The sequence below is a fragment of the Halorubrum rubrum genome (assembly GCF_024494685.1).
GTDB classification, from domain to species: domain Archaea; phylum Halobacteriota; class Halobacteria; order Halobacteriales; family Haloferacaceae; genus Halorubrum; species Halorubrum rubrum.
Genome location: NZ_JANHDM010000003.1, coordinates 187,298 through 204,690, shown reverse-complemented (window position 1 = coordinate 204,690; position 17,393 = coordinate 187,298). Strand labels below are relative to the sequence as shown.

Annotated in this window: 16 protein-coding genes; 3 read left to right on the top strand and 13 right to left on the bottom strand. The window is 70.8% G+C overall.

What is annotated here, in order from left to right; all coding sequences use genetic code 11:
- Positions 1-15: 15 nt before the first annotated feature.
- Both NO889_RS05295 and NO889_RS05290 read right to left on the bottom strand, forming a co-directional pair.
- Positions 16-564 (bottom strand): GNAT family N-acetyltransferase, encoded by a 549-nt coding sequence (locus NO889_RS05295; protein ID WP_256411228.1) that lies wholly within the window; start codon positions 562-564, stop codon positions 16-18.
- Positions 561-929 (bottom strand): universal stress protein, encoded by a 369-nt coding sequence (locus NO889_RS05290; RefSeq protein ID WP_256411227.1) that lies wholly within the window; start codon positions 927-929, stop codon positions 561-563. Before NO889_RS05290 ends, NO889_RS05295 begins: the two co-directional genes overlap by 4 nt.
- Positions 930-1,074: 145 nt before the next feature.
- On the opposite strand from NO889_RS05290, the gene NO889_RS05285 reads away from it, so the two are divergent.
- Together NO889_RS05285 and NO889_RS05280 are read left to right on the top strand one after the other, a co-directional pair.
- Positions 1,075-1,836 (top strand): DUF5806 family protein, encoded by a 762-nt coding sequence (locus NO889_RS05285; RefSeq protein ID WP_256411226.1) that lies wholly within the window; start codon positions 1,075-1,077, stop codon positions 1,834-1,836.
- Between the two features lie 2 nt (positions 1,837-1,838).
- Positions 1,839-3,407, top strand: coding sequence for an ATP-binding protein (locus NO889_RS05280; protein ID WP_256411225.1), 1,569 nt, complete (start codon positions 1,839-1,841; stop codon positions 3,405-3,407).
- Here NO889_RS05280 and NO889_RS05275 read toward each other — a convergent pair whose 3' ends face one another.
- From NO889_RS05275 to NO889_RS05240, 8 genes are all read right to left on the bottom strand, one after another.
- Positions 3,408-5,126 carry an aldehyde ferredoxin oxidoreductase family protein gene (locus NO889_RS05275; protein ID WP_256411223.1) on the bottom strand — a complete coding sequence of 573 codons (1,719 nt, stop codon included), beginning with the start codon at positions 5,124-5,126 and terminating at the stop codon, positions 3,408-3,410.
- A gap of 96 nt (positions 5,127-5,222) precedes the next feature.
- Positions 5,223-5,882: a DUF8102 family protein gene (locus tag NO889_RS05270; RefSeq protein ID WP_256411222.1), complete on the bottom strand. Its 660-nt coding sequence runs from the start codon at positions 5,880-5,882 to the stop codon at positions 5,223-5,225.
- A 111-nt stretch (positions 5,883-5,993) separates the two neighbouring features.
- Entirely contained in the window at positions 5,994-7,274 is a 1,281-nt protein-coding gene (locus NO889_RS05265) for an amidohydrolase (protein WP_256411221.1), read from the bottom strand.
- 108 nt (positions 7,275-7,382) lie between these two features.
- Positions 7,383-8,813, bottom strand: a complete 1,431-nt coding sequence (locus NO889_RS05260; protein WP_256411220.1) for an aspartate aminotransferase family protein — start codon at positions 8,811-8,813, stop codon at positions 7,383-7,385.
- Positions 8,814-8,918: 105 nt separating this feature from the next.
- Positions 8,919-10,217, bottom strand: a complete 1,299-nt coding sequence (locus NO889_RS05255; protein WP_256411219.1) for a DUF6498-containing protein — start codon at positions 10,215-10,217, stop codon at positions 8,919-8,921.
- 30 nt (positions 10,218-10,247) lie between these two features.
- The gene (locus NO889_RS05250) at positions 10,248-11,210 is read right to left on the bottom strand and encodes a hydroxyacid dehydrogenase (RefSeq protein ID WP_256411218.1); all 963 of its coding nucleotides are present in this window, start codon (positions 11,208-11,210) and stop codon (positions 10,248-10,250) included.
- Positions 11,211-11,316: 106 nt separating this feature from the next.
- A complete protein-coding gene (locus NO889_RS05245) occupies positions 11,317-12,813 on the bottom strand; it encodes a sodium:solute symporter family protein (protein ID WP_256411217.1) in 1,497 nt (498 codons plus the stop codon).
- On the bottom strand, positions 12,810-13,073 hold the full coding sequence (locus NO889_RS05240; protein ID WP_256411216.1) for a hypothetical protein: 264 nt from the start codon (positions 13,071-13,073) through the stop codon (positions 12,810-12,812). Before NO889_RS05240 ends, NO889_RS05245 begins: the two co-directional genes overlap by 4 nt.
- A 186-nt stretch (positions 13,074-13,259) precedes the next feature.
- Here NO889_RS05240 and dnaG point away from each other — a divergent pair, with 186 nt between their 5' ends.
- Positions 13,260-14,741 carry a DNA primase DnaG gene (gene dnaG, locus NO889_RS05235; RefSeq protein WP_256411215.1) on the top strand — a complete coding sequence of 494 codons (1,482 nt, stop codon included), beginning with the start codon at positions 13,260-13,262 and terminating at the stop codon, positions 14,739-14,741.
- A gap of 36 nt (positions 14,742-14,777) precedes the next feature.
- On the opposite strand, the gene NO889_RS05230 is transcribed toward dnaG, so the two are convergent.
- The 3 genes from NO889_RS05230 to NO889_RS05220 all read right to left on the bottom strand — a co-directional run bounded on the left by NO889_RS05230 (position 14,778) and on the right by NO889_RS05220 (position 17,383).
- Entirely contained in the window at positions 14,778-15,815 is a 1,038-nt protein-coding gene (locus tag NO889_RS05230; protein WP_256411214.1) for an A24 family peptidase, read from the bottom strand.
- An 81-nt stretch (positions 15,816-15,896) separates the two neighbouring features.
- Positions 15,897-16,166, bottom strand: a complete 270-nt coding sequence (locus NO889_RS05225; protein ID WP_256411213.1) for a hypothetical protein — start codon at positions 16,164-16,166, stop codon at positions 15,897-15,899.
- 83 nt (positions 16,167-16,249) lie between these two features.
- Entirely contained in the window at positions 16,250-17,383 is a 1,134-nt protein-coding gene (locus tag NO889_RS05220) for a GNAT family N-acetyltransferase (RefSeq protein ID WP_256411212.1), read from the bottom strand.
- Between the last annotated feature and the right edge of the window lie 10 nt (positions 17,384-17,393).

The window sequence follows — 17,393 nt, the reverse complement described above, 5'->3', positions numbered from 1 at the left end:
CGCTCCGCCCCGGCGTCACTCCTCGTCTTCCGACTCGTTCAACCGGAGCGCCATCTCCAACTCGAAGCTCTCGGCGTTGGAGGTCTCGAAGCCGATCTTCTCGTACAGCGACACCGCCGCGCGGTTCCACCGCTCGACGGTGAGCCACACCTTCTCCACGCCCTCGGCCTGTCCGTGGCCGAGCAGGCCGCTGATGAGACGCGTCCCGACCCCGGCCTCCTGGTACGTCTGGTGGACGAAGATCGCGAGCTCGTAGGCGTCGCCGTCGGGGACGAGCGTCGCGTGGCCCGCCACCTCGTCGCCACACCAGGCGACGACGTTGAGACAGTCGTCGGTGAGGATGGCCTCGAGCCACTCGCGGACCCGCTTTTCCCCGCCCGGCGGGATCCCCTGTGCCCGGTCCGACGGGTCGAAGGCGGTGTACATCGACACCAGCGCCTCGTCGGTCCCCTCGGATCCGTCGTAGGCGCGTATCTCGACCTCGCGCCCCTCGCGGTCGGTGAACGCGATCGGAGGCGGCTCGAACCGGTCGGCGGCCGCCTCCGGGTATCGGCGGTCGTTCATCTGACCAGCGTGACCGACGTCATGCTGTTCAACAGGACGAACTCGGCGATCGGGCCGATCGTTATCTTCCCCATCGGGCTGGTCTGTCCCCCGCCGAGGACGATCTCGTCGAACCCCTCCCGCTCGGCGATGTCCACGAGTTGGCTCCCCGGATCGCCCTCGACGCGTCGGATCTCGGCGTCGATCCCGGCGTCGCGTATCGCCTCCTCGGCTCGTCTCGTGACCTCCTCGACGGCGGCGTCGGAGTCCGGGTTCTCCACGACTGCGACCGTGAGTTCGTCGCCGGCGACCGCCGCCCGATCGACCGTCCGTTCGAGCGCCCGAAGCGAGTCGTCGCTTCCGCCGATCCCACAGAGCACCTTCATGCTCCTCACCTCGCGCGCCGGTTTCAAAAGCGTTCGCCGTGCGGGACGACACGCGTCCGCGACCCGGTCCCGCGACCCCGCGTCCGGGACGCCGCCCCGACGCCCACCCACAACCCTTTCATCCGCCCGTCGAGTGTGGTCGAACATGACCGATCCTTCCGGCTCCTCCGCCGACGCCCAGACCGACGACGGGGCGGCCGACTCGGCCGATCCGGGCGGCCGCGGCGACGGGAACGGAGTCACCGCCGGATCCGACACCGATGCTACCGCCGATCCGGGTGCTCACGGCGACGATGCCGACGCGAACGCCGGCTCCGACGACGCGGACGCCGGCTCCGACGACGCGGCGGACACGGACTCCCACGACGACGCCGAGGACGTCCCCCGCGACGTGCGAAAGTACGAGCGATTCAAGAAGATGGACGGCGCGCGATACGAGCGCGTCAACGAGTTCCTCCGCGACCGGACGTACGTCACGGCCCGCGAGTGGGCCATCGCGCGGCTCTGTGCCGACTTCCGCACCGAGACGGGCGTCGAGATGACGAAGATCGGCGAGAACCTCCCGGAACTGGTCCCCTTCATGACCGACACCTACACTCCCCAGGCGGTCAACCAGGCGCGCTACTCCTTCGAGGAGAAGGTGACGAAGGCGGGAGCGACGTTCCTCTACGGGGCGATGTCCGGGTTCTTCACCGCGGAGGACTTAGACGAGATGATGTACGAGGTGACGGAGGTCGCGAAGTTCCTCCTGGAGGTCGAGGGCGTCGACCTCGCGGTCGCGGACGAACTGGACGCCGAAGACCGGATCGGCGAGGTGATGCGCGAGGTCCGAACCTCCTCGGCGAACCTCCGCGGCGAGGAGGTCCGCTGTCCGGAGTGCGGTCACGTTCACGAGCCAGAGGAGTAGCCATGGATCGATTCCCCGAGGCGCTCGACGGGCTTCCAAACCCGGTCATCGTCGTCGACACCGACGGCGTCGTCCGCGCCGGCAACGCCCGAATCGAGGACGTTCTCGGCTACGATCCCGCCGATCTGGAGGGATCCGACGTGGAGGCGCTCCTGTCCGACCCGTCCGGCGGCGGCCCCGGTGACGACCTCGAGCGGTACGTGACCGACCCCGAGCCGCGGTCGATGGCGGCGGGCCTCGAGCTCGTCGCTCGCCACGCCGACGGGAGCGAGGTTCCGCTGATGATCAGCCTCGGACCCTTCGAGCAGGACGGCGAGACGTACCTCGTCGTCACGATGGTCGACGTCCGGGAACGGCGCGAGAAGCAGGTCCAACTCCACGAGAAGCAGGTCCAACTCCACCGGCGGACGCGGACGCTGGAGGCGCTCCACGAGGCGACACAGGACCTGCTGAAGACGACCGACCGAGTCGTCGCGGCGGAGATGGCCGTCGAGTACGTCGAGGACGTTCTCGGTCACCCGATCGCGGCGATCTGGCTGTACGACGAGGAGACGAACGCCCTCGAACCGGCCGCGTGGACCGACGCGGCCGACGAACTCGTCGGCGACCACCCGCGGTTCACCGAGGACGATCCGAGCATCTCCTGGGAGGTGTTCGAGTCCGGCGATCCGGAGTACGTCGCCGACACGCACGCGGAGCCGGACCGGTACAATCCCGACTCGCCGATCCGGAGCGAACTCGTGGTGCCGCTCGGTCGATACGGCGTGATCGACGTCGGCTCCACGGAGCGCGACGCCTTCGACGAGTCGGAGCTGGCCGTCGCGCGCCTCTGGGCGGCCACCGTGACCATGGTGTTCGTCCGGATCGAACGCGAACGCCAGCTCCGGGTGCGCGAGGACGAGGTCGCTCGGGAACGCGACCGGCTCGAGGAGTTCGCCGGGGTGGTCTCACACGACCTGCGGAACCCGCTCAACGTCGCGCGCGGGAACCTCGACATGATCCGGGACCGGATCGGAGAGGAGGGCGAGGAGTTCCCGGAGATCGACACCGTCGCCCGGTCGCTCGACCGGATGGACGCGCTCGTCGAGGACCTGCTGGCGCTCGCCAGACGGGGCGAGGCGATCGACGAGACGGAGTCGGTGACGCTCTCGGCGCTCGTCGAGGAGTGTTGGGCGAACGTCGACACCGCGGACGCCTCGCTCGTCGTCGGCGATGACCTCCGGTTCCGGGCGGACCGGAGCCGGCTGCGGCAGGCGCTCGAGAACCTGATCGCCAACGCCGTCACGCACGGCGGCGACGCGGTCACGATCGAGGTCGGTGCCCTCGAGGGCGAACCGGGGTTCTACCTCGTCGACGACGGACCGGGAATTCCCGAGGAGTTCCGCCAGGACGCGTTCTGCGCGGGCGTCTCGACCGACCCCGACGGCACCGGGTTCGGGCTGAAGATCGTCTCGGAGGTGGCCGACGCACACGGGTGGTCCGTCTCGCTCGTCGACGGCGACGAGGGCGGCGCACGTTTCGAGTTCCGCGACGTCGACTCCGCGACCGCCGTCCCGGAACGCGCGGAGTGATCAGTCGTCAGCCGTCCCGGTGGCCGGACCGACCACGTCGTCGTACTCCGGAACGGTTCCGTCGTCGTTCCAGCCGCGGACCGCGTAGTACTCGGAGAGCCCCTCCTCGAACCCCTCGATCTGGTCGGCGTACGGGAGCGTGTCGTCGCCGCGGTCGAAGCCGCGGGCGTTGTTGAACGCGCGCTCCATCTCGACGACCCGCCCCCCGGTGGCGATGAGGTCCTCGTAGTCGGCGTCGAGAAGCGTCGCGAGCCGGTCGTCGGTGACGACCCCGCGCGAGAACTTACAGATGACCGCGGAGTCGAGGATCGCGTTGCGGTTCTCCTTCTCGACGATCTTCGGCGGCTTCCCGTCGAGCCCGCTCGGTTCGAAGGCCTCCTCCTTGCTCACGAGCGGGTACTCGTACGGGTAGAACTCGGCGTACATGTGGTCGGCCCCGCGGTTCGCGGTCGCGAACGCGAGCCCCTGGCCGTTGAGCGACCGGCCGTCGTGCGCCGAGAAGGTCATGCCCTTCACCGTCCAGTCCTCCGCGCCGAACTCCTCGTGGGCCCGGTGGATCCCCGCCGCGAGCTTGTCGCCGACGCCCTCGCGGTAGGCGATCTGCTCGACCACGGAGCGGACGAGCTCGGCGTTGCCGAACTCGTCCTCGCTCTCGAGGAACATCGAGACCACGTTCCCACAGGAGATGGTGTCCATGCCGAGCTCGTCACACAGCTGGTTCGCCGCCATCACGTCCACCATCTCGTCGACGCCGGCGTTGCTGCCGAACGCCATCACCGTCTCGAACTCGGGACCCTCCGTTTCGATGCCGCGCTCCTCGTCGCGGGTCGGCAGCTTACACGCGAACGCGCAGTTCGAGCAGGTCCCCTTCTTGTACTTCTTCTCCTCGACGCGGTCACCGGAGATGCCCTCGACGCCCTCGAAGGACTGCTCTGAGAAGTAGTAGGTGGGGAGCGCCTCCATCGCGTTCGACAGCTCGGTCACGCTCGTCGTTCCCTGTCGTTTCATGATCGAGTCGGAGGTCGCCGCCTCCCGGTGGATCTCACCGGCCTCGGCGGGCCAGTCGAGCTCGATCTCGGCGTCGGCGTCGCCGTCGAAGGTGAGCGCCTTCACGCCCTTCGCGCCGAGGACGGAACCCAGTCCGCCCCGCCCGAACGCGCGCGTCTCGGAGGTCATGATCGACGCGAACCGGACCGCGTTCTCGCCGGCAGGCCCGATACACGCCAGATGTTCCGGCTCCAGGTCGCGTTCCGCCTCGAAGTGTTCCGACACCGCCGGCACCTCCGCCTGCTCGAGCTCCGGGACCTCCTCGAACTCGACGGTCGGCGTGCCGTCCTCGTCGGCCTCGCGCACGTGGAGCGCGAGCAGGTCGTCGCTCGCGCCGACGAGTTCGACCGCGGCGTAGCCCGCCCCGGTGAAGTTCCGCGAGAGGAACCCGCCCGCGTTCGAGGAGAACATCCCGTTCGTGAGCGGCGAGACGCTCGTCGCCGCCATGCGTCCGGTGTACGACGTCGTGGAGTACTGCATCGGTCCCGTCGAGAAGTAGATCCGGTTCTCCGGGCCGAGCGGGTCGGCGTCGAACGGGATCCGCTCGTAGGCGAGGCGGGTGTTGAGCCCGCGTCCTCCGATGAACTCCGAGAGTACGTCGTCGATCGGCTCCGTCGTGACCGTCCTGTCCGTCAGGTCGATCGAGAGGAGTTGCCCCTGTGCGTGTTTCATACCGATCCCTACGACGGCCGGGCGATAAAAGTTCAGGTGGCTCCCCGTCACGCGACCGACCCCCGGACGCGAGACCGATCCGACCGACACCGACGCTCAGCGCCCGTCCCGCGTCGTCAGCTCCTCGACGGCCCTGTCTCGCCGCTCCTCGCTCTCGCGGATCTCCGCGACGAACTCGTCGACGCGCGCTTTGAGCCCGTCGCGAACGTCGTCGGGGGTGAACTCCTCGGACATCGACAGCAGGCGGACGAACGCGCGCAGCTCCTCGTCGGTTATCCGCTCGAACTCGTCGGCCTCGATCTTCGCTATCACCTCGTCGACGTCGATCTGGCCGACGGGGTCGACGTTGAACTCGACGGTGACCATCCGGTAGTCCGACCCCGCGAGCCGCTGTTCGGACTTCGCGACACCCTGCGAGAGCATGTCCTTGAACGGGGTGACGTATCCCATCGTCCCCAGATGGAGGAACGCGAGCATGTCGGTTATTCCCCGCGTGTACGCCTCGCGGTCCTCGTCGTCGGGGTCGAAGACGGTCTTCCGGTCGCGGTCCTCCAGACACTCGTAGAGGATGCTGAAATCGAGGACCGCGTTGCGAACCCGTCGGCGGATCCGGTTTCGCTTCTGTTTCCTGGAGTGCTCGGTGTAGTCGGTCTTGCGACCGAGGAGGAAGTCGCGGTCCGAGGGAGTCAAGATCCCGCGAGGTCGGTCGGCGTCCGCCGCCGTTTCGAGCGACGGGGGTAGCTCGTCTTCGGACATACCCGAAACGGGTGGCTCAGCGGATTAATGGTTGTGGTCGGTGAAGTGCTTCGACGCGCCGAGATCGGCGTTCCGCCGCGCCCGAGGCCGTTCACCGCCGCGTTCGGACCGCTACGACCGGTCGGCACCCAGCGCCGAGACGACCTCGGTCAGGAGCTCGACCCCGACGTCGAGCGCCCGCTCGTCGAGGTCGAACGTCGGCGTGTGGTGGCTGGTCGGGTGGTCAGCGCCGACGATCAGGTACAGCGACCGCCCGCCGTTTCGGTGAACGCGGTCCATCAGGAACGTCACGTCCTCGCTCGCCTCCAGCGGGGCCTCGGGGACCACCTCGTCGATCGAGGGGACGGTCCGGGCCACGCCCGCGACGAGGTCCGCGAGCGTCGGGTCGCCGTCGACCCGGATCGACTCGCTGATCCGGCGGATGACCACGTCACACTCGTGAAGCTCCGCGGCCGCGTACAGGATCCGCTCGAGCTCGGTCCGCATGTACTCCATCAGCGCCGTGGTCTCGCCGCGGACCTCGCCGTCGAGGGTGATCTCTTCAGCGATCACGTTGCTCGCGCTCCCGCCCTCGACGCGCCCGAAGTTCACGCGGGTGAGCCCGTCGCCGTGGCGGGCGATCCCGTAGGCGTTCTGGACCGCCGTCGTCATCGCCTGCATCGCGTTCGTCCCGCCGCTCGGCTCCTTGCCGGCGTGCGCGCTCGCCCCCTCGAAGGTCGCGTTGATGTGTGCCATCGCGAGCGGCCGGGTCGCGTTCGCGACGACCGTGCCCGTCGGTCTCCCGAGTCCGAGGTGGAACGCGAGCAGCTCGTCGACGTCGTCGACCAATCCGCCCTCGGCCAGCGGCTTTCCGCCCCCGGCGACCTCCTCGGCGGGCTGGAAGAAGACCCGGAACGTTCCCTCGAAGTCGCTCGCCTTCACCGCCTCGAGCACGCCGAGCGCGATCGCGGCGTGCGCGTCGTGGCCGCAGGCGTGCATGTACCCCTCGGTCTCCGATCGGAACCCCTCGTCGGCGGGCCGGTGGCCGGCCGACGACGACTCGGGGATCGAGACGCCGTCCATGTCGACCCGCAGCCCGACCGTCGGCCCCTCGCCGCTCCGAACGGTCGCGACGGCTCCGGTGTGGCCGTCGGCGGTCGACTCGAGCACCGCGGGGTCGACGCCCGCCTCGGCCGCTCGCTCGCGCCACTCGGCGAGCGTCTCGGCCGGCGGGACCGCCATGCGATGGTCCGAGGCAAGCGCCTCCCGCCCGATCGCCAGATCGTCGACGCCGATCCGGCGCAGCTCCTCGACGATCCGGGCGGTCGTGCGGAACTCACACCAGCCGGGCTCCGGGTGCCTGTGTAACGCCCGCCGAACGGACGAGAGTCGGTTCCGCACGTCGTGAGACATTGGTTCTGCGGTTGTACATCCCGAGAGAATATAAGTGGTTTACTCGAGAGGCCGTGCGACCGGGGCGTCTCCGGCCGTCTCGAGGCCGGCGCGGTGCCGGGCGCCGTGTTACCGCGACGCGGCCGTCTCGGCCGTGACGTGGTCGATCGCGTCGACGATCACGTCGAGCGCGGTGTCGGCCAGGTCGCGGGTCAACACGAGCGGCGGCAACAGGCGGAGGACGTTGCCGTGGCGGCCGGCCGTCCAGACCAGGACGCCGTGTTCGAAGCAGTACTGCTGGATCGCCTCGACCGCGTCGCCGTCGGGGTTCCCGTCCTCGTCGACGAACTCCGCGCCGATGAACAGGCCGCGGCCACGGACCTCGCCGAGGCGGTCGTTCCCCTCCCCCGCGGTCCGGAGCCGGCCGCGGACGTGTTCGCCGAGGTCGCGGGCGTGCGCCAGGAGGTCGTGCTCCTGGATGTACTCGATCGCGCGGGTCCCGGCGCGCATCGCGACGGTGTGCCCCCGGTAGGTGCCGGCGTGGCCGCCGGCGTCCCACGTGTCGAGGTCCTCGTGGTAGATCGTCGCCGACAGCGGGAAGCCGACGCCGCCGAGGGCCTTCGCGGTCGTCATGATGTCGGGCGTGACGCCGTGCCACTCGCTCGCCCACCACTGCCCCGAGCGGCCGAGCCCGCTCTGGATCTCGTCGAACATCAGCGGGATGTCGTTCTCGGTGGCGATCTCGCGGAGCCCCTTCAGGAAGCCCTCCGGCGGGACGATGACGCCGCCCTCGCCCTGGATCGGCTCGACGAAGATGCCGGCGGGGTTCGCGAGCCCGCCGTAGGGGTCCTCGATGATCTCCTGGACCTCCTTCAGCGCGCGGGCACACGAGACGGACTCACAGCACTCGCCGTCGGCGACGGGACAGACCGCGGCGGCGTCGCCCGACTCGTGGCGGTCGATGAACGGCGACGGGTACTTCGCGTGGACCACGTCCGGGATCAGGGGGGTATAGTCGTCCTTGAACCCCTTGTTCGCGGTGAGCGCCATCGCGCCGGAGGTCGCGCCGTGGTAGCTCCCCCGGAACGCGATCAGGCCGTCGCCGCCGGTGTTGTACTTCGCGAGCTTGATCGCGGCCTCGACCGCGTCGCTGCCGGTCGGGCCGCCGAAGACGACCCGGTTCTCGCCCCGGAGGCCGGCCGGGGCGATCTCGTCGAGCTTCTCGATCAGGTCGAGGCGCGCCTCGGTCGGGAAGTCGACGGTGTGAACGAGCTTCTCGGTCTGTTCTCTGACCGCCTCCAGCACGTACGGGTTCGAGTGGCCGACGTTCAACACGCCGATGCCGGCGAACATGTCGATGTAGGTGTTGCCGTCGACGTCGCGGACCGTCGCGCCCTTCCCCGAGTCGAACGCGATCGGAATGTCGCCGGGATACTTGACCGCGCTGCTGTCGATGCGTTCCTGTTTCTCGAGCAGCTCCCGACCCTTCGGACCGGGAACCGCGTCGACGTTCGGCGCGTCATCGAAGTGGATCTCCTCGATCGGTGGTCCTGCCGTCATACGTCCACCCACGGCTGTGGTCGTTATATAGGTTATCCACGAATACGGGAAACACCGTACACGAAAATCGATATCGAGATCACCGTTCGGTTCGGACCGGCGCGCTCACCCGTCGGATCGCTCGGGGCGCTCGGGCCGGCGGTCGAAGACGTCGAGGACGCGGTCGGCGTCCGACTCGCCGAGCCGGGGGAGCCGGAGATCGCGGTCGCGCAGTTCGACCGCGACCGTCGACGTGTCGAACCGCTCGTCGAGGGGATCGCGTTCGATCCGCAGCGACTCCTCGTCCCACGGCTCTATCCGCCACAGCGCGGCCCCGCAGACCCGGTCGTATCCCACGAGTGCGGGACCGCCCGCGACCCCTTCGCCGGCGACGCGGTACTCGACGGGGCCGTACCGGATCAACGAGTCGCACGCGGTCGCGACGGGGGGGATCGCGACCGCGAGGACGACGAGCCCGGCGACGATCCCCCACGCACGCCCGAGCGAGAAGAGGAGGGCGACGAGGAGGGCGAGGACCGAGAGGTACCACGGGCCCGGGTGCTCGACGGGCGAGACCGGCTCGCCGAACAGCCGTCCGCCGAGCGAGGGTCGGACCCGGCTGCCGGCGTTCGCGAGGTCGTCCTCGATCGGGTCGCGGGCGGGCGGGTCGCGCGACCAGCCGAGGATCCCGTCCGCGGACTCGTCGATCGCGGCGAGCCGGTCGCCGTACAGCCCCGCGAGGTCGAACGCGAACTTGACGCACACCGCGCCGACGAGGACCGGCACGCCGAACACGACCGGGTCGGCCGCCTCCGTCGCGGTCGCGTCGCCGTCGACGCCGACGGCCTCCGCGACGACGGTCACCGTCATGATCCCGCCGACGAGCACCGTCGCGAGCCGGAAGAAGACGCCCGAGACGGCCGTCCCCGCGCTCTCCTCGCGGTAGCCGCCGCGGTAGAAGTAGTCGACGGCGGTCGTTCCGGCCTCCGAGAGGAGGACGACGCCCACCGCGATCGTGACCGTCTCGAGGGCGGCCGACGAGAGCGAGTCGGCCCCGACGAACCCCAACACGACGCCGCCGAGGACGACCCACGTCGCCGCGAGGATCGGCGCGACGACGAGAAGCGAGAGGACGGAGGAGAGATGGATCCGAACGTCGGTCCGCGGGACCGACAGCGCGAGGGGTTTCGACGCCAGCGCCCCGAACACCAGCGCGTCGGCGTCGAGGTCGCTCGGGCGACCGGCGAAGAGCCCGCGGACGACGGCGAAGAGCGCGGCGATGCCGAGTTCGAACCAGTAGAGGGTCACGAGCGCCGCGGCGTTCCAGCCGAGCGCGACGACGCCGACGAGCGGCAGCAGGTTCGCGACCGCGACGGCGACCGCCTCGGACCGGTTCGTTCCCGAGGGCCGATGGAGGGCGACCACGGTCCGGCTGTGTGCGTCTTCGGATATAATCTATTCGACGGCCTCGGGGTTCAGCGTCGTCTCCGGAACGCCGCCCGCGTGGACGGTCCGGACGACGCCGGCGGCCGCCCGGCTCATGTTCTCGAGCGCGTCGACGGAGACGCCCGCGTTGTGCTGGGTGAACACGGCGGAGTCGCACTCGAGAAGCGGGTCGTCGGGCTCCGGGGGCTCGGTCTCGTACACGTCGACGCCCGCGCCGGCGATCGTCTCCTCCCGGAGGGCGGCGACGAGCGCGTCCTCGTCGACGACGCCGCCGCGGGCCGTGTTCACGAGGACGGCGTCCGCGGGGAGCGCGCCGATCTCCGCGGCCCCGACCGCGTGGTACGTCTCGTCGGTGAGCGGCGCGTGGACGCTGACGTCGTCGGCGCGTTCGAACAGATCCGTCGGCTCGTCGACGAGCGAGACGTTCTCGGGGAGGTCGGCGGGGTCGACGTACGGGTCGTACGCCACACAGGAGACGCCGAACCCCGAAAGCAGCGTCGCCACCCGCCGGCCCGCGTTGCCCGCGCCGAACAGCCCCAGCGTCCGACCGAACAGGTCGCGGCCGCGGAAGTCCGCCCGTCGCCAGTCGCCCTTCCGGGTCGCCCGGTCCGCGCGGACGACGTTCCGCTTCGCGGCCAGAAGCAGCGTCACGGCGTGTTCGGCCACCGAGTTCGCGTTCTCGCCCGGCGTGTTCGCGACGAGAATCCCGCGGTCCGTCGCGGCCTCGACGTCGACGTTGTCGACGCCGGCCCCGTGTTTGGCGACCACTTTCAGTCGGTCGGCGGCCCCGATCAGCTCCGCCGAGACCGGCTGCGTCCGCGTGATGATCGCGTCGTACCGGTCGACGTCGGCCAACAGCGCCTCCTCGTCGGCGTAGTCGGCGCGGCTCGTACAGTCGGCGACGTCGGCGAGCGACTCCGGGCCGACCGGGTCGATGGTCGGGGGCAGAAGCACGTTCCACCGTCGTGTCATTGCGCTCCCGGTCGCCGGGCACGCCTAAAGGCGCACGCCTTCCGGAGAAACCTGAGGGCTCGCTCGTCGGTCGCGGAGCCGTTCGGCTCGGTCGGCGGCGCGTGCCTCAGTCGCCCGCGACCGCGAACCGGGAGGCGTCGCTCTCGGCGGTCGGCGCGGTGAGAAGCGAGACGCCGACGGTGAGGACCGCGGAGAGGACCATCAGTCCGAGCGCGACGTCCCACCCCCCGGAGCCCGCGAGCGCGACGGTCCGCGGGAGCGTCAGGACGACGGGGAGCACCGACGACAACACCACGAGCAGATAGGCAGCCTGCGGGACGACGATCCCGACGACCATCCCGTCGCGGGTGGTGCGGTCCCAGTAGAGCGCACAGACGGTGGGCAGCGACAGCAGCGCGAACCCGGAGAAGGCGGTGTCGCCGACCTCGATCAGCGTTCCGGGCCGGAGGAGGCTCGCGAGGAACGCGAGCGTGGCGAAGACGACGACGCCGGCTCGGGCGACCCACGCCTCGCGGCGCGCGGAGGCGCCTGGGGCCACGAACGGCCGGTAGAGGTCGCGGGTGAAGTACGACGACCCCGAGAGCAGCATCGAGTCCGAGGAGGACATCATCGCGGCCATCGCGCCCGCGATCACGAGCGCGGCGAACCAGGTCGGCGTGTACTCGTTCAACACGACCGGGAGCACGTTCGCGCCCTCGGGTACGTCGACCGGCATCCCGACGGCCCACGCGCCGAGCAGGAACGCGGGAACGAAGAGGAGCAACACGAGGACGGGCCACAGCGCGAACGACCGCTTGAGCACCGTTTCGGACTCCGCGACGAAGAAGCGCTGGTTGATCTGCGGGAACATCGTCACGCCGAACGCGATGGTGATCGCCGTGGAGACGATGAACCCAGGGGTGTACAGCCCGCCGCCGAAGCTCCCGAACTCGGGGCGCGCGGCGACCATCGACCCGGTCGCCGCGCCGACGCCGCCCACCGCCGAGACGACCCAGACGGCGGCGACCCAGACGACGGAGAGCATGAAGAGGCCCTGGATCGTGTCGGTCCACGCCACGCCCCGCAGCCCCGCGAGCGTCACGTACGCGATCATGAACGCGGTGATCAGCGCCGCGCCGCCCCAGTAGGGTACCGCGCCGCCGGTCAGCCCGACGAGCGCCTCGCCGGCACCCATCTGTTGGAGCATGACGTACGGGAACAGCCACAGGAGGCTGATCCCGGCGACGAGCGCGCGGAGCGCCGGGGAACCGAAGCGGTCGCCGAGCATCTCCCCGAGCGTGACGTACCCGCGGCGGTCGCCGATCAGCCACTGTTTGTAGCCGATGACGTACCACAACACCGCGAACAACACGCCGTCGAGCGTCCCCATCACGATCAGCCACTCCGGGCCGGCCGCGTACGCGAGGTTCGGCCCGCCGAAGAAGGTGAACGCCGAAAGCAGCGTGGCGAACGTGGTAAAGAGCAGCACGACCGTGCCGATCGACCGGTTCGCGAGGTAGTAGTCCTCCGCGGTCGTCTCAGTGAGCCGGTAGGCGAAGAGCCCGACCGCCAGCGCGACCAGCAGGTAGCCGACGACGACGCCGAGGCCGATCGAAACGGTCACCGGCGGTCACCCCCGCGGGTCGACGCCTCGGTTCCGCCCGTCCCTCCGGGGGCGTCGAGCCCCATCCCTCGCTCCCACGCGCCGCTCCGGACGAACGACCGAAACGCGATCGAACACAGTCCGAGCCAGCCGACGTGCCACCAGATCCACGCCGGCAGCCCGGCGACGACGCGGTCGACGCCCCACAGCGGCCACGGGACCGAAAAGGCGACCAGCACCGCGAACACCGGGATCCAGACGAGGTCTCTCCGAACTCGCATCGGTGAGGACACGTAGGAGACCCATTCGGTTAATTCCCCCAGCCGCCGCGACGATTCGCGCCGATCCGTCCACTCGTCTCACCATCGTCGTCGACGGTCCGTAGGCCGACAGGTATTTTTCCGGACCGATCCTACCCGAAACGGGGCGGCGACTCGCCGTCCGTTCACATCACCATCACCCATCACATGAACGACACAGCCAAATACCTGATCCGGGCCACCATCGCGGCCGACGGCGTCGTCGAGCGGAGCGACGTCGTCGGCGCGGTGTTCGGGCAGACCGAGGGGCTCCTCGGCGACGAGCTCGACTTACGGGACCTCCAGGAGTCCTCGAAGGTGGGCCGGATCGACGTGGAGATACGGTCGGAGAACGGCCAGTCCTTCGGCGAGGTGACCGTCGCCTCGAGCCTCGACAAGGTCGAGACCGCGATCCTCGCGGCCTCGCTCGAGACCATCGACCGCATCGGTCCCTGCGGGGCCGCCGTCGAGGTGACGAGCATCGAGGACGTGCGCGCGGCCAAGCGTCGTGAGGTCGTCGAGCGGGCGAAGGAGCTCGTCGCGAGCGGATTCGAGGAGACGAGCCTCGCCAGCGACGACGTGCTGGAGGAGGTCCGCGACGCCGCCCGCGTCGAGGGGATCGTCGACTACGAGGGGCTCCCCGCCGGGCCGCGCGTCGGCGACTCCGACGCCGTGATCGTCGTCGAGGGTCGCGCGGACGTCTCGACGCTGCTCGAGTGCGGGATCAAGAACGCGGTCGCCGTCGAGGGGACGAACGTCCCCGAGGCGGTCGTGGAGCTGACCCGGTCGCGGACGGTCACCGCGTTCCTCGACGGCGACCGCGGCGGCGAGCTCATCCTCCGCGAGCTCGCGCAGGTCGGCGAGGTCGACTACGTCGCGTTCGCACCGCCCGGCGAGTCCGTCGAGGACCTCGACCGCGGGGCCGTCTTCGAGGCGCTCCGCGGGAAGGTCCCCTACGAGACGCTCGCCGACGCGCCGAATCTCCGGGAGGCGGCCGGCAGCGCCCCGACCGCCGATCCGACCGACGAGAACGCGGCGATCGAGCCGGAGGAGACCGACCCCGACGCGGACCCCGAACCCTCGACCGCCGACGCCGACGACGGGTCGGGGACCACCACCGAGGCGGGGGCCGACGAGGACCGCGCCGACGACGCCGACGCTTCGAGCGACGCCGACGCTTCGACCGCCGGCGCTGACCCCGAGAGCGACAGCGAGTCCGACGACCCCACCGTCGACGACCCCGCCGCCGCGTCCACGGACGTCTCCGCCCCGGCCGATCCGGTCGACTCGCCGAACGATGCGGACGACGGGGCGTCTCCGAAGAACGCGAAGCTCGTCGACGACGAGCCTCGGTCGCTCGAGGAGCACGTCCAGGAGGTCGTCGACCGCGAGAGCGGGCTCGCGAGGCTGCTCGACGACGACCTCGGGATCCTCGAGGAGGTCGAGGCCGACGGCGCGTTCGACGCGGTCGAGGGCGCGTCCGAGCCCCCCCACGCCGTCGTGCTCGACGGCCGGATCGACCAGCGGCTGCTCGACGTCGCCGCCCAGCGCGGCGTGAGCCGGCTGTTCGGCGTCGAACTCGGCGAGTTCGTCAAACGGCCGATCGGCACGCGGGTCTCGACCGTCGGCGACCTGCCGATCGAGGCCTGATCGGGTCGTCGGTCCGGACGATGCGTCGTTCTCGACTCACACCAGTCCGACCGCGCCGAGCAGCGCGAACAGCGCGTCACCGTAGGCGACGGAGACGACCAGCCCCGCCGCCATCGGCACGACGAACGGCATCCCCGGCGAGACGCGGACCGTCTCGCGGGCGACGACGACCTCCAGTCCCCCGCGGAGCGTCTCGGCGTCGGTCCCGTACGCGCCGTGGTCGATCTCGGCGAGGAACCGCGTCGCGGCCCACGGGTCGTCGAAGTCGGCGCGCTCCCCGCCGCGTTCCTCCCCGTCCTCGCCTCCCTCCTCATCGTCACCTTCCGCCTCCCCGTCGCTCCCGATCACCTCGCCGCCGTCGGTCGCGGGGCCGACGTGGGTTCCGCCGTCGGTCGGATCGAACGTCTCCCCGACGCTCTCGGGGTCACGGAGGCGGTCGGGGTCGTCTCGGAGCTCCGCGAGCGTCGTCCCCCGCCACCGGAGGTACATCCGGAGGGCGTCCAGGTCGAGCCCGTTCCGGGTCGTCCCCTCCGCGTCCTCGAACAGCCGGCCGTGCCGGTCGGGAAGCGAGTCGGTCGCCACCGGTCGGGCGAGGAACATGGTCGGCGAGACGCGGCCGCTCGCGAGGTTGACGACGGCCAGCCCGACCGGGTACGCCAGCCCGAGGAGGACCGTGTTCGTGAGGATCGTGAGCGAGAAGACGCCGAGTGCGGTCTCGACGAGCGGGAGCGAGAGGCCGGCGACCTCGTAGCTTGGAAACGTCGGGAAGACGATCGCGAGCGCGATGAGGGCCTTGGCGTCGGCCCCGCCGAACGCGCCGAGGTACCAGAACGCGTAGCCGAGCGGCGCGACGAACAGCAGGCTGACGGCGGCCCGCACGAGGAACAGCCGCCCGTCGAGGCCTGCGAACCGAAACAGCAGGGCGGCGTCCCAGAGCAGCAGCAACGCGCCGAACGCGTACAGCGGCGGCCAGATCCGGTTGGGGAGCCGCCGGGTCCAGACGTCCCGGACCGCCGCCCAACAGAAGACGGGGACGACGATCAGTCGGAGCGCGTCCGGCAGGGTCGCGAACATGTCGACACGGCCGGGACGGGGGGAATTAGGCGTTCGGGTTCGGCTATCGGCGGTGATACTCGACGGGCGGGACCGGTCGCGTCACTCCGACCCGTCGGGCCCGTTCGGCCCGTCCGTCCCCGCCGGCCCCGCGTCGCGGTGGAGGTACATGTACGCTACCACCGGGAGGATGGTGAACACGAGCGTCGCGAGGAACCACGCCAGCGCCCGGTCGCTGCCGCGCGCCTTCGCGTCCCGGTAGATCCAGACCGCGACCGCGAGGACGATCCCGTACACCGCGCCGTAGTAGAGGACCGACCGAAGCGTCGCGAGCTGGAGGGTCGTCCCGGACGCGAGGGAAGCCGGGTCCATACGCGGAATGTGGGTGCGAGTACAAAGAGCCTAGCGGTCCCGAGAACGACGGGAAACGAACGGGCGAGTCGTCAGATCCGGGGTCACGCGACTCGGTCGCCGTTCACGGCCGGGTCCGTGAGGTCCGCGGTCGTCACGAAGTCCGGCTCCGCCGCGACGCGCACGCGGTTGACGGCGGCGTCGCTGACGTGTTCGACGGTCTCGGGGACGAGCACGCGGGTGGCCGTGGCGTCGCGCCCGGCCGCGTCGCGGGCGATGGCCCCGAACAGCTCGCCGGCGGCGGCCGCGTCCCGCCACGCCGCGACGCCGTAGACCGCCGTCCGGTCGGCCTCACGGTCGCCGTCGGCCTCGTCGGCGTCGGGCCCATCGCCGTCGTCGCCGGTTCCGCCGGCGTCGGCCCCATCGCCGTCGTCGCGGCCGGTTCCGCCGGCGTCGTCGCCGGCGCGTATCGACTCGTCGGCCGTGATCCGCGCGTGGACGGCGACGCCCGCGACCCCGCCGTCGGCGACCGCGATCAGGCGTCCCTCCGCGGCCGCCGCGGCCAGCCGCTCCCTGGTGAGCTCCGAACACGCCCACGACTCGGCCGGGTCGAGCGCGAGCCCGTCGAGGTGGGCGCGGGCGTCGCTGCCCCGCCAGAACGCCCACGCCGCGTCGGGGTCCGGGTCGTCGACGGCCGCGATCGCGGGGGCGTCGCGATCCGCCTCCGACGCGGGTTCCGGATGGGCGAACCGGAACGCCGTCGTCGGCTCGAACCCCGCGGCCCGCGACTGGCCGAGGCCGGCGACGTTCCAGGAGAACACCATGTTGCGGCAGACGGTCGCGCCTGCGTCGCGCGCCCACCGGAGGACGGCTCGGGTGAGCCGGCTGCCCGCGCCGAGCCCGCGGGCGGCGGGGTGGACGCGGATCCCCTGGGCCCACGCCTCCCACTCGGAGAGGCGGACGCCCTGGATACAGCCGACGACCGCCTCGGGTTCGCCGGGGGCCGCCGTGCCGGTCCCGTCGCCGGTCACGAGCGTGGCGTCGTCCTCGGGCAGCGCCGGGTCGTCCGCGGCGACCGTCGCGACGAGCGTCCGCCGCGCGTCGTCGTCGGCCGCGACCCAGTCGGCGAACACCCGCGGGACGTAGTCGTCGGAGCGGTCGCCCCACGTGTCGCCGGTGAAGGCGACGACCGCGTCGACGTCGGCGGGGCGCGCCGCCCGCACCGCGACCCGATTCATGGCTCGCCGC